General features: G+C 44.0%; 11 protein-coding genes. 7 read left to right on the forward strand and 4 right to left on the reverse strand.

Translation table 11 applies throughout. From position 1 onward, the window contains the following. Window positions 1–191: 191 nt before the first annotated feature. The 3 genes from ACXACN_RS18545 to ACXACN_RS18555 form a co-directional block, all read right to left on the reverse strand. Window positions 192–455, reverse strand: a complete 264-nt coding sequence (locus ACXACN_RS18545; protein ID WP_474966435.1) for a hypothetical protein — start codon at window positions 453–455, stop codon at window positions 192–194. A 782-nt stretch (window positions 456–1,237) separates the two neighbouring features. Further along, window positions 1,238–2,035, reverse strand: coding sequence for a CAP domain-containing protein (locus tag ACXACN_RS18550; protein WP_474966917.1), 798 nt, complete (start codon window positions 2,033–2,035; stop codon window positions 1,238–1,240). A 297-nt stretch (window positions 2,036–2,332) separates the two neighbouring features. Beyond that, window positions 2,333–4,759 carry a putative bifunctional diguanylate cyclase/phosphodiesterase gene (locus tag ACXACN_RS18555; protein WP_474966437.1) on the reverse strand — a complete coding sequence of 809 codons (2,427 nt, stop codon included), beginning with the start codon at window positions 4,757–4,759 and terminating at the stop codon, window positions 2,333–2,335. Between the two features lie 130 nt (window positions 4,760–4,889). On the opposite strand from ACXACN_RS18555, the gene ACXACN_RS18560 reads away from it, so the two are divergent. Continuing rightward, a complete protein-coding gene (locus ACXACN_RS18560) occupies window positions 4,890–6,242 on the forward strand; it encodes a hypothetical protein (protein ID WP_474966438.1) in 1,353 nt (450 codons plus the stop codon). Between the two features lie 76 nt (window positions 6,243–6,318). Beyond that, on the forward strand, window positions 6,319–7,098 hold the full coding sequence (locus ACXACN_RS18565) for an ion transporter (RefSeq protein WP_474966919.1): 780 nt from the start codon (window positions 6,319–6,321) through the stop codon (window positions 7,096–7,098). 136 nt (window positions 7,099–7,234) lie between these two features. Here ACXACN_RS18565 and ACXACN_RS18570 read toward each other — a convergent pair whose 3' ends face one another. Further along, window positions 7,235–8,569: a short-chain fatty acid transporter gene (locus ACXACN_RS18570; RefSeq protein ID WP_474966440.1), complete on the reverse strand. Its 1,335-nt coding sequence runs from the start codon at window positions 8,567–8,569 to the stop codon at window positions 7,235–7,237. A 167-nt stretch (window positions 8,570–8,736) separates the two neighbouring features. On the opposite strand from ACXACN_RS18570, the gene ACXACN_RS18575 reads away from it, so the two are divergent. The 5 genes from ACXACN_RS18575 (at window position 8,737) to ACXACN_RS18595 (ending at window position 12,388) form a co-directional block, all read left to right on the forward strand. Beyond that, window positions 8,737–9,114, forward strand: a complete 378-nt coding sequence (locus tag ACXACN_RS18575; protein WP_474966442.1) for a GntR family transcriptional regulator — start codon at window positions 8,737–8,739, stop codon at window positions 9,112–9,114. Beyond that, on the forward strand, window positions 9,111–10,028 hold the full coding sequence (locus ACXACN_RS18580) for an ATP-binding cassette domain-containing protein (protein WP_474966444.1): 918 nt from the start codon (window positions 9,111–9,113) through the stop codon (window positions 10,026–10,028). The genes ACXACN_RS18575 and ACXACN_RS18580 overlap by 4 nt, the downstream gene beginning before the upstream one ends. Further along, window positions 10,000–10,746, forward strand: a complete 747-nt coding sequence (locus ACXACN_RS18585; protein ID WP_474966446.1) for a hypothetical protein — start codon at window positions 10,000–10,002, stop codon at window positions 10,744–10,746. Before ACXACN_RS18580 ends, ACXACN_RS18585 begins: the two co-directional genes overlap by 29 nt. Continuing rightward, window positions 10,743–11,450, forward strand: a complete 708-nt coding sequence (locus ACXACN_RS18590; RefSeq protein ID WP_474966448.1) for a hypothetical protein — start codon at window positions 10,743–10,745, stop codon at window positions 11,448–11,450. Before ACXACN_RS18585 ends, ACXACN_RS18590 begins: the two co-directional genes overlap by 4 nt. A gap of 116 nt (window positions 11,451–11,566) precedes the next feature. Continuing rightward, the gene (locus ACXACN_RS18595; protein WP_474966450.1) at window positions 11,567–12,388 is read left to right on the forward strand and encodes an ABC transporter permease; all 822 of its coding nucleotides are present in this window, start codon (window positions 11,567–11,569) and stop codon (window positions 12,386–12,388) included. The last annotated feature ends 22 nt before the right edge of the window (window positions 12,389–12,410 follow it).

Consider the following 12,410-nt stretch of genomic DNA (forward strand, 5'->3'; position numbering starts at 1 on the left):
AAGAAATTAGAGGTGGAAAGGGAAAGCCTTTATAGCGGTCTGCATAAAAGAGGGGCTATCGTTATGAAGATTCAGTTGGGTAGAGAGGTTGTGGCAGTATGTTCCAGCAACTAGTGAAAGCAACACCGATCTTGTAGGAGGATAAAGAGAGAAATAAAAAAGGATCATCTCTTGTGGAGATGATCCTCTTCTTATGCAAACTGCTTTAATGCGCGGTACATTTCTTCTCCTTCATCATTCAGCACATGACCATTCCCATGACACTTTCCGCACTCCGTCTTGTAACTCGTTTCTTCAACTGCCATCTTCCAAGCAGTCTTTTCGCTTGCGTGATTCACTCGGCTATAGTGGTCCATGATCATGTTGGCCTTGCTGTCATCGTATTCCTCATAAGTTCCGGTTCCGTGGCAAAGGGGGCAAACGTTGTAAAGATGACTCACCGTTTTTGTATTCAAAAGAACACTTCCTTTTAATTTGATATAGTTAAATTATGATTGATTTTATGGAATATTCAGACTAATTGCAATAGGTATTGGACAAATAAAAAAGAAAAAAAGTCCTACGTTCACATTTTCGTGAAAATTGCCTACCTTTATCATCAAAATCCTCTCTACCACAATCGCTCCCTTTTCTTGAAGACTCAGTTTCGAGACGTTTGTTGAGTGGATGGGGCGGAGGGAAACAGTTCGCTTTCCATGGGGCGGGCGGTGAGCACACACCGCGCATTCATGTAGGGAGCCTTGCCTTGTTGAAATAATGAATGACAATTCCTGGCCATGGATACGGGGTCAGGGAAACGACGATTTGCAATGTTTTGGATCAGTCCGTAGAAAGACACACACGTTCGTGTCTCCATGCGGTTTTCATGCGGACGTTTCCCGGACCCTGTTTCCTTGCTTTATTCGTGCAGAACGCTTGGTTAAAACGACTCTATAACGGCGTGGATGAGCAGGTCTTCATTACATAACTTGTCCGGTTACGGTTAGAGGGATTTCGAGAACCTCATATAGCAAAGGGGCGGAGGGAAACGGTGAGACTCCTGTGGGAAGTGCGTGGTAGATGAGACCCCGCAGAGCGTTAGCTCGAGGAGGCTCATCACTCGCCCACGGAAAGCGAACCTTTTCCCGGAGCCCCTAAGCTCCCGCAAAAGTCTCGAAATCAAGTCTTCCACAATCCTGCCATATTCTTCAATAAAAAAAGCCACCGGAAATTCCGGTGGCGTGTGTCTATAAAACTATTATTTACCGATGAACATTTGCGTCCAATAGTTTCCGTTTTCAGCATGCCCCACACCAATATGAGTGAAGTTAGGGTTCATGATATTTTCACGGTGACCTTGGCTGTTCATCCAGCCTTCGACAACTTGTTCTGGAGTGGTTTGACCCATGGCAATGTTCTCTCCAGCCGTACGGTACTCAATGCCATAAGACTTCATCATATCAAATGGTGAACCGTATTTCGGGCTGTTGTGAGAGAAGTAATTGTTTTGCTGCATATCCAGAGACTTGTCTTTAGCAACGGCACTTAGTTCTGTGTCCAGTTTCAGTGGCGCTAGTCCTTGCTTTTCACGCTCTTGGTTCGTCAATTCAACGACTTGTTTTTCAAAGGCAGATACTTCAGATGTTGTTTCTTCTTGTGTGTTTTCTTCTTTTTGGACGTCTTCTTCAGCTGGCTGTTCTGGTGCTGGCTTTTGTTCTTTTTCAGGTTGCGGAGCTGGTGCTTCTTGTTTAGGTTCTTCTTTTACTGGTGTTTCTGATTTTGGTTCTTCCTGCTTTGGTTGTTCAGTTGGAGCTTGTTGATATTTTTGAGCGAACTGATCAAAGAAAGATTGGAAATCTACTTTTTGAAGGTTGTTGTTCTTCAATGCATCTTCATTTTTACTGATCCAGTCGTTCAATTGACCGGAATCTATTTGAATGGTCTTTGTTTCTACTTGTACATTTTGCTGCACTTCACCTGTCGATGCCAGGGAAGTGGCTGGTGATGCTAGTAAGGATAGAGCGAGCGCTCCTGATACAATCAATGATTTTTTCATCATGTTGAAAATTCCTCCTTGAAACCTTTGTTTTTTGGAACGACTCCATCGTACCACTGAACTTTTGTAACAAAGGAGGATGATATTTCCATAGAAGGATTAGAGATAGATGAATAGATTCGAAAGAGAATGATAAGCCTTTCAACAGCAGGGATTTTTGAAAATTCTCTCAAACTCTCTTGTTGGAACAAAAAACCACAAGATAAATATTTTACTAGTTTTACTGGGTTGACAGATCTTTGAGAAAGGTCTTATTTTTACGAGTATGACACCATCGTTACAAAGATTAGCGTGAGATTAAAGCCTTGAGGAAAGAACGGATTCCTTTTCCAGTTCCTCGGCTAACCGTTCTATTGGGAGAGGTGTGCTATAGTAAAATCCTTGTGCTTCTTCACAATTCCATTCTTTCAGGATGTTTGCTTGTTCCTCGGTCTCTACACCTTCTGCAGTCACGGTAATGCCTAAGTTTTTTGCAACGAAAATGATTGATTGAACGATGACCGCATGATTTCGGTTGCTTGATAAACTGCTGATGAAGGAGCGGTCGATTTTGAGTCGGTCCAGTTCGAACATCGAAAGATAACTGAGGGATGTGTACCCGGTCCCGAAGTCATCCATCGTCATTTGCAAGCCGACCTCACGTAGGATACGCATTTTTTCAATGGTTGCTTCTGTGTTTTCAATCGCCAGGGTTTCGGTAATCTCCAGGTCGAGTTTATGTGGGGACATGCCCGTTTCTTCAAGGGTGTCAAGCACCATCTGAGTGAAGTCAGGGTGTAAGAACTGTTTCGTTGAGATATTGACGGACAAATGAAAGTCGATGTCGTATTGTTTCTCCCATACGACATATTGCCGGCAAGCTTCCCGCAAAACCCAAGATCCAAGCGGAATGATCAAATCACTCCGTTCAGCGAGTGGAATGAAGCACCCAGGACTGATCATTCCTTTCTCCGGGTGGTTCCAGCGGATGAGAGCCTCCACTCCTTGGAATCTTTCCGAATCCAGATGAACCTTCGGCTGATAGTGGAGGTGGAAGGTTTCTTTGTCGATTGCGGTCTTCAGCTCTTCGAGTAAGACGATTTCAGAGACGTTTTTCTCTTCAAAAGCGGCGGCGTATTCCATATAGTTGTTCCGACCATTTCTCTTCACCTCATACATGGCCATATCTGCGTGCTTGATGAGCGCGTCGAAATCCTTTCCGTCTTCAGGGAAATAGGAAACGCCGACACTTAGCGTGACGTCCTTATAAAAATCACCGATGGTAAAGATTTCTTTCATCGTTTCATGGATGCTTTCAATGGTTTGACGCACGGACAGTCGATGTTCTATTTCAGGGAAGCAGAGGAGAAATTCATCTCCACCGATGCGGGCAATCAAATCATTTTCCCTGACAATAGTTTTGAGCCGTCCGGCTACCATTTGGAGAAGCTCATCCCCGGCCATATGGCCGAGGTGATCATTGATGTGTTTGAAAAGATCAATGTCAATCAGTACGGTCGCTAAAGGACGCTGTTCATCCATGGTCAGCTTTTCAATTTCTTTTTTCATCCCCCTGCGGTTGAGTAAAGATGTCAGTTCATCATGATAGGCGAGGAAATTGACTTTTTCCTGGGCTATTCGTTCTTCTGTAATATCTTTCACAATTCCGTACACCCCGGTTACACGGCCTTGGACTTTTATAGGGATGCCAGTGACAAGGATGTACCGCTGTTCTCCTTCTTTCGTCAATAAGGAGGACTTGAAGTTGGCTGTTTCTCCTGTTTTGACCCGTTCATAAAAATGGACCACTCGCTGAGCTTCCTCGGGTACGATTAAATCGGGAATGCTGAGCTGAATCAATTCTTCATGAGGATAACCGGTCAGTTCATAGGCGTAATGGTTGAACGATGTGAAACGGCCCTCCATATCTAAATGGAAGATGGCATCAGGATTATAATCATGAAGGGATCGGTATTTTTGTTCCTGTTCCTGCAGTTCTTCATGTTTCCTTTGTAATTGATTTTGTTGATGGGTAAATTGATGCTCAATATAGGTGATCGTAATTGTAAATAAGGTAAGGACGCTCGTCCATTCTATGGCGGACATTAATAAGCTGCTTCCTAAGAAGAGACGTTCAATAAAAGCATATAGAATAGAACAAAGAGCAATGCTAATCAAACCGAACAAAGCATGAGTCGTTAAGGAAGACCTCGTTTTTCTTATGATGATCTCTTCAATATGTATATGTTCAAAGATTCTTGTCGCTGTATAAATCGTTCCAATCAACAAAAGCAGGGAAGAAATCACGTTTTCTTCATTAAGGACATGGGTGTCGGTATAAAAGCTGGTCAGGATATACGTGTAAAATAACAGGAAGCTGCTGATGACAAAGCTCAAGAACAGGTGCAATCCAAGACTATGTTGGTGAAGAGGCTCGGCTCTGAACTTCTTGTTCCCGATGTAGCTCATCGAAAGAAAGATAAGAAATAAGAAAATGGTAAAAACAAGAATATGACTTCCGAAAAGAAGCAAAGATTGGGTGGTGAAAGGAATCGTTTGTTGAAACACTAATGCAAGTGTGGGGATCCATGTGAGGAGGAATCCACATATGAAGGCAAGGATGAGAGACAGGCCCACTTCATTCAGTTGTTGTTTTCCATTCCCTGGATTAACGACCAGGATCAATTTCATCACCGATATGCAGCTGAAGGTACCTATGATGATGTATAGTATTTGAGCGCTCATACCTTCTCACCCCTTTTTATAGATCTTTAGAACCATTATAATCAAATCATTCAAAATATTCTACATATATACTTGTTTTTTACAGTGACGTCCGGTGTGGTATAGTGGAGGAAAGAGGGAGGCGGATGATATGAAACCAATGACCATTCAAGTGAAGCAGCAAAAGAACAATGTATCTCTCGTTCCATCTCGTGCGGTCTTTTATGAACAGATGCAACTGGTGGAAGCTTTCGACGATCAATCTGAATGTTACATGCTTTTCTTTTATAAACAGAAATATCTGACTGCCGTCCGGACGACAAGGCTGAAGCTTCACTCCTATGTAGCCCGTGCGTTCAAAAAGGGAATGGTGTACGAAGCACCGCACCCCTTCATACATGCCTTGCTTGAACAAAACACCCCGCTGCAAAAAATCAGCTATCCTCAGCTGAAGAAGAACATCACACATTTGTACTCCAGACAGGAACAAACGAAAATCCTTACCTACTTTGAATCTTTCATTCCTAAGAAACAACTATTCCAAGATATGAAATCGTTATTTTATCAATACCGACGTGAAGGGAACTTGTCCGGAGCATATCGCGTGATCCGGGTGATGCGTGACTTTGCACCGAAGAACCGATTTGTTAACGAAATGGCCAATGACCTCTCTTACCAGAAACTTGCCGATCATTACTTAGAGCAATCGCATACGCTCATGGAACGTGACCCTCTATTTAAGGAAAAGTGTGCATCCTTTGAAGACCACCAACAACTCTTGAAAAAAGAAGACCGCTGGATCGAAGCGTCTTCTCATTTGTTATCATCTTTTTTCAACGAGCCGACCTCAGAAAGCTACCAATCGTATCGAGATTCACTCACTCCTCATTTCGATTGCGAGAGCCGAACCTTTTTACTTGAGCAACTGTCTCAAGCGATTCCATCCTTCCAACCCGTGACGGAAGATCTTTTCCAACACCATTTGATGAATAAAAATGTAACCGCCGTAGCACATTTTTACACAGATCGTGAGCTTAATCTGAATGCTGCCCAACACAAGCAGGTGAAGGCCTTACTTGAAGAAGACCGGTTTCACAAGGATCCTGGGGAGCTGCTACCATTCATGGTACGGTTCACAGCGGAGTACCCGGAAGAGACTGTTGATCTGTTGGACGCCTTTGTCATACGATTGCTTGAAACGAAGGAGCTTGAGGATGTCCATAACTCCTTGCAGACATTTCCGAAGAAGAGCTCTCTCATGAAAAAAGTGGAGCGGATGAACGAAATTCGTGAAGATCTTGATTGTATGCAGGAGCTTGGAGAACTATACTATGGATTTCATCAGCTTGATCGATCCATCGAATGTTTCCAAATGGAAATGGAACTCAAACCGAGTACACCGGAACCGCTAAGGTGGCTTTCGAAAGTGTATGCCGATAAACAGATGATGGATGAATCAAAGGCTTATCAGCAATTGTGTGTCGATGTCCAAAAGTGGGCATAAAGGGGATTGACGGCTGAGCCTAAATCCTATATAAAAGACGAGAGAGTCCTATAGGGGAGAAAGTGGGGAGAAGAGAATCAAGTTACGCCATTTCATCGAACATAAAAGTTTTTCACGCTTTATATTAGCGGTTATCTTGATCAATGCTGTCATTATCGGAATCTCTACAGATGACAGAATCTATGAAAACTTTCAGTCGTTATTCATATTTTTAGACATTTTGGTTTTATCGATCTTTACAATTGAAATTATTTTAAAGCTCGTCGTTTACCGTAGCCACTTCTTTAAAGATGGTTGGAACATTTTCGACTTTGTCATCGTATTTGGAAGTATTGTCCTTTATAACACTCACTTCGTTGGCGTGTTACGGATTTTACGGGTGCTCCGTGTATTGAGGACGATTTCCGTTGTCCCTTCTTTAAGGAGACTGACGAGCGCTTTGTTTCTTGCCATTCCTGCTATCGGGTCTGTCATGATTCTGATGGGCATCATCTTTTATGTGTATGCGATTATCGGGGTCACCTTCTTTGGAGACATTGCTCCTGAATACTTTGGAAATGTCGGCCTTAGTACGTTGACATTATTCCAGGTTTTTACATTAGAGAGTTGGGCAAGCGGTGTCTTCCGTCCGATTTTTGCTGAAATCACATGGTCTTGGGTCTATTTCGTGTCTTTTATTGTTGTTTCTGCATTCATCATTTTGAATCTGATTATTGGTGAAATCGTCAACAATGCCCAGCAGCTTTCCGAACATGCGGAGGAAGAAAGTAAAGATATGGCGAAGATTATGAATGATCTTGATGAACTGAAGCAAATGATACACGAGCAGGGTCGTAAGAATAATAAAACAGGTTAACTCAAAAGGATCGCTGTCCAGCAATTGGACGGCGATCCTTTTTAATTCCCCGATCTTTTCCGTAGCTACTAAATGCTAATCAACTGAGTTTACAACTGAAACTTACGCAATCCTGCTAACTTATGAAGTTGTACACTTAATTGAAAAATAGAAGAGCGATGGAGATTGGGATGAAGCTCCAAAACAAGATGATGGCACAGAAGCCCATGATGTCTTTAACCTTAAGTCCCGCAATTGCCAGCAGCGGCAAGGCCCAAAACGGCTGGATCATGTTTGTCCACGCATCACCCCAGGCCACAGCCATCGCCGTTTTAGCCGTGCTTACGCCAAGATCCATAGCTGCTGGAATCATGATGGGAGCCTGGACCGCCCATTGCCCACCACCGGAGGGGACAAAGAAGTTGACAATGCCAGCACTGATGAAGGCGAGTACAGGGAATGTAAATTCTGTTGACACGCTGACAAACCAACTGGACATTTGTTCAGATAAACCAGAAGCGACCATCATCCCCATGATCCCCGCATAAAAAGGAAATTGGATGATGATTCCTCCTGCATTTTTCACCCCATCGTTTACGCTGTTCAAAAATCTTCTTGGTGTCTGGTGGAAAAGGATGCCGAGGAATAAGAAAATAAAGTTCACAATATTAATATTGAGGTCGAACCCATTTCGGACAAAGTGATAGACCACGAAGACCAATCCAAGCGCACCGATCAACAGCGAAATCATCTTGCTGTTTTCCATCCGCTCTGCAGGGGTCAGGTCTGCGGTGGTAGCGGCCATTTGCTGTTCGGTCGTATCTTCGTCTTTTAAAAAATCGAGATTGTTTTTGCTCAAGTCACCACTGGATTTCAGCAACCACCAATTGAGCAGGGGCAGAGAAAGAAGTAAGGTCACGATGATGAATAGATTCATTCCGCTGAACAATGTGTCTGTAATAGCGATGGAACCGATTGAATCCGCTAAGAAATGGTCTTCTGTCGCGATCGTCAGAGGAATGGATCCTGAAAATCCTCCATGCCAAAGAATGAACCCGCTGTAAGCACTAGCCATCAATAAACGATAATCTACATTCGGTACACGTCTAGCCACATGGACGGCAAGCAGCGCACCGGCGACAAGGCCGAAGCCATAGTTGATTAAGCAAGCGACTCCAGAAACGAAAGTTACTAGTAAAATTGCCTGTCCTGGAGTTTTAGCTAGTGTACTTAGCTTAGATAGAGCGGATTTGACGAGTGGTGTATTGGCCAATATGTATCCGGTAACGACGATGAGCGACATTTGCATCGCAAACGCGAGCAGGTTCCAGAAACCATCTCCCCAAAATTGAACCATTTGCCCGGGGGAACTGCCTGTAAAGAGAATCCCTAAACCAAAAACGACGAGTGTGAGAATGATGGCGAACAAAAATGCATCGGGCAAATACCGCTGCACCATCCGGTCGAAAAAATTCGTTATTCCTCGAAGCATCCGTAACAACCTCCCAAATATGTAATCGCTTACAAACATCACATTAAGTGTCTATGAGTAGTAAGAAAATTTCAAGTCTAATTGTAAGATTTCCCTTGTCAAATGTTAGAAAAAGCCATATACTACATTACAACACTAATGCACCCATTCAGAGAGAGGGCGATCGTTTGATTCTTGATACCGACGGCTTGAAGCCGATCTATATTCAAATTGCCGAATGGCTGGAAAGCGAAATTTTACATGGGAATTTTAAGGCAGATGAAAAAGTGTATTCACAATACAAACTGGCCGACTTATATAACATCAATCCCGCTACAGCCGCGAAAGGTCTGACGAAGCTTGCTGAAGAAGGGATTCTTTATGACAAGCGGGGACTTGGAAAGTTTGTCTCTACCAACGCCAAACAGATTATTGTGGATAAACGCAAAAACCAGACACTGAAAAACTTAGTCGAAGATCTTGTAACAGAAGCCGCGCGTTTGGAGCTTTCAGAGGAAGACACGATTACACTCGTCAGGGATGCTTGGAAAGGGGAACAAGGATGAAGGCGATTAAATGTAAAGGTTTGACCAAACGTTTTTATCGGAAGAACGCATTGAACGACCTCTCTTTTTCTGTTGAAGAAAACAAAATTGTCGGAGTGATCGGCAGAAATGGAGCAGGGAAAACGACGATGCTGAAAATCATCGCAGGCTTAATGAAAGAAAAGTCAGGGACGGTCGAGGTTTACGGGAGGAGGCCGTTCAACAATTTGTTCGTCTCAGCCAATACCATTTATATCGACGATGCTATGAACTTCCCGACAGCACTTACACTGAAGGAGATCCTCGAGGAAGGGAAGCGCTTCTACCATCATTGGGATCACGATTTGGCTCTGCGTTTGTTCGATTATTTTGGATTCGATCCAAAGCAGCATCACAACGAGCTGTCGAAAGGAAAAGAGAGTACGTTCAATATGATTGTTGGTCTTGCATCAAGATCCCCGTTGACGGTTTTTGATGAACCCACCACAGGAATGGATGCAGCGGTTCGAAAAGATTTTTATCGTGCGTTGCTGAAGGATTACTTAGCCCATCCAAGGACGATTCTCCTGTCGACTCATCATTTAGAAGAAATGGAAGACCTGTTAGAAGAGGTGCTGGTCATTCACGAAGGGGCCTTGACGCTGCAAATGTCGATGGATGATTTGAAAGAATATGCGGTAGGGCTCTCGGGGAAAAAGGACGCCGTCGCACCATTATTAAAAGATAAAGAGATTCTATGGAACCAAGAGCAGGCGTTTGATACCTGCTATGTTGTTATAAAAAATGATCTTAAGGAAGATGCCTACCGAAGCTTACAACAAGCAGACGTGCAAGTCTCGCCTGTGAAGGTGAATGATCTTTGTATCTATCTGACGGAAAATCGACATGGAAAGGGGAGTGTGGATGATGTCTTTGATCGAAGTGCAGGCGTCTGAAATCATCAAACGGCAAGTCGGCTATAAATGGAGAGCTTACTCCGGCGTATTCACATCTCTTGTGATCATCCAGCTTCTCGGGCTTTTGTTTTCTTTGAACGGTTCGGGTCAGATGAGCAGTGGGAGAACAGGGTATGATGTGAACATCACTTATTTTACCGCAGACATCGTCCTCGGTTTCACCATCTTCTGGGGGTTTCTGACGGCTTTTCTTTTGACCACGAGAGCTTATCGAGAAGATGATTTCGCCTTTGTTACGAACAGGAAGACGAGCACACTCTCAACGATTGCTTTTTTGTTCATCATTTGTACCACTGGTGCCTTGACCGCATTACTCTCTAGTTTTGCGTTAAAGTTGTTCGTTTCTGTCTTTATGAGCGGAGAGCAAATGCTGCTTACTCAGGGGACTGGCGATGTGGGTACATGGCTGTTGGGAATACTGGCCGCCATTCTTCTCGTTTTCATGTTCAGCAGCTTAGGTTACTTGGCTGGGATGATTATTCAGTTGAACAAAATGTTCGTCATTGTTCTGCCGGTTGTTGTCGTTGGGTTGATGATTTTGTTAGCGAGTGGCGGATTTCCAGCGCAAGTGTATTTCTTTCAATTCTTTTTTGAAGAAAGCCATGCGTGGTTGTTTACACTTAAGACGCTCGCTGCGACGACGATTTTCTACTCATTAGCCGTGTTGATATCCAATCGTTTGGAGGTGAAAGGATGATGATCGTCGCTTTCGTACCGATTTTAATTATACTTGCGGTCTTGATTGCTTTGAGCCTTCTCATTAAAAAAAGTTCACGGTTCGGCTTGGGGAGAAGGAAGGTGGGATTGTGGATGGTCGCCAGTTACTCTGTCCTGCTTATCCTCTCGATGGTCGTATTTCTACTGATTCCGTTAAACCATACAGAGTTGAAAGGACAAATGAGTGACGCAGAGGAAGAACAGAAGTCTCTGCAATTCTATGATGCAGTGTCAAATGGAAATACCGATCAGCTGGCGGAATGGCAAATTCAAGGATGGGTGTTTCCCTATAACGGTGATCCAATGAATCTGGAAGTCTCAAACAATGATGTGGACGGAATCAACATTTATGTCGAACGTACAGATGACCTTACAAAGGACATCGAGGTGATTTTCTATCAAACACCACTAATGATTAACGGATACGAAGTGAAAGAGAAGTACACGCCGGTGGTGCATATGGAAAGGTCGACACTATCGATTCATCCAGGGGAGAAATTGAACCTGAAATACCATATGTTCGGTTCTGAGTTTCCTTATCGTATGTTTGATGAAAATCATGCATCCATGTGGGACGATACAACGGTTTCCCATTGGAATGGAAGTGCTCTGTATATCCGGGTTCCTGAAGGGGCAGATCTCGTAGGTGATGATCATGACTTCATAAGAGTGAATCCATCATAAGAAACGCCTGTATGGCGTTTTTTTTTGTGCGCACCCAAGCTTATTCTGGCTATTTAAACCTGTGAATTTCACACAATTGGGCGTTCGCTCATAAATTAGCGGTAGAGGTGGTGAGTATGAAAGACGGCCGAAGGGAATCTGTGATCGACCCTTTACAAATGGAAAAACAAGAATGGAAAAAGCGGCAGATGCAGCATCGCCTGAAGCAGATGTTGACGATCGCATCACCGATTTTCATTGTATTGCTATGGGAGTTTTTATCACGAACGGGGCTGATCGATGCGCGTTTCTTCCCACCTCCGACAGAAATCGTCGGCACGTTCTGGGCGATGGGGATGAGCGGAGAATTGTTCCATCATATCGGCATCTCTCTGTTCAGGATTTTTGCAGGGTTTCTCCTTGGTGTCATCCCTGCCATCGTGATTGGTCTTTTGATGGGGCTTTACGGTCCAATTCGGCATTTTCTTTCGCCGCTCATTATGGCATTGATGCCAATCCCGACGCTTGCGCTTCTGCCGATCATCATCATTTTATTCGGTGTCGGTGAAGTTTCAAAAGTGGTGACGATTGCGGGCAGTGTGTTTTTCCCAGTCGTTATTAATACCGTTGCGGGCGTGGTGAACATTGACCGGATTTATTTGGATGTGGCCAAGAATTACGGCGCCGATTCGAAGCAGTTCTTCTTCAAAATTGCTTTGCCCGGTTCTTTGCCGGTTATGCTCGAAGGGATTCAAATGGGGCAGGCGATTGCGCTGTTAACGATCGTCGCTGCGGAAATGATGGGAGCCAACTCCGGGATCGGGTATTTGATCTGGACGTCGTATAAAGCCTTCCTGCTGAAAGAAATGTTTGTCGGACTTGTGCTCATCTCGTTCTTCGGCTACTTGTTCTCGATCATTCTCCGGGGACTGCAGGCCAAACTGCTGCCATGGCGCTAATTGATGAAAGGAGCGACAGGGG

It is taken from the genome of Halobacillus sp. AWM4_238 (assembly GCF_056158265.1).

Excerpts from the sequence above, each read along its gene's own strand:
- ACXACN_RS18590 (WP_474966448.1), top strand. The coding sequence starts at position 10,743 with ATGATGATCGTCGCTTTCGTACCGATTTTAATTATACTTGCGGTCTTG.
- ACXACN_RS18595 (WP_474966450.1), top strand. The coding sequence starts at position 11,567 with ATGAAAGACGGCCGAAGGGAATCTGTGATCGACCCTTTACAAATGGAA.
- ACXACN_RS18570 (WP_474966440.1), bottom strand. The coding sequence starts at position 8,569 with ATGCTTCGAGGAATAACGAATTTTTTCGACCGGATGGTGCAGCGGTAT.
- ACXACN_RS18560 (WP_474966438.1), top strand. The coding sequence starts at position 4,890 with ATGAAACCAATGACCATTCAAGTGAAGCAGCAAAAGAACAATGTATCT.
- ACXACN_RS18585 (WP_474966446.1), top strand. The coding sequence starts at position 10,000 with ATGTCTTTGATCGAAGTGCAGGCGTCTGAAATCATCAAACGGCAAGTC.
- ACXACN_RS18550 (WP_474966917.1), bottom strand. The coding sequence starts at position 2,035 with ATGAAAAAATCATTGATTGTATCAGGAGCGCTCGCTCTATCCTTACTA.
- ACXACN_RS18555 (WP_474966437.1), bottom strand. The coding sequence starts at position 4,759 with ATGAGCGCTCAAATACTATACATCATCATAGGTACCTTCAGCTGCATA.
- ACXACN_RS18580 (WP_474966444.1), top strand. The coding sequence starts at position 9,111 with ATGAAGGCGATTAAATGTAAAGGTTTGACCAAACGTTTTTATCGGAAG.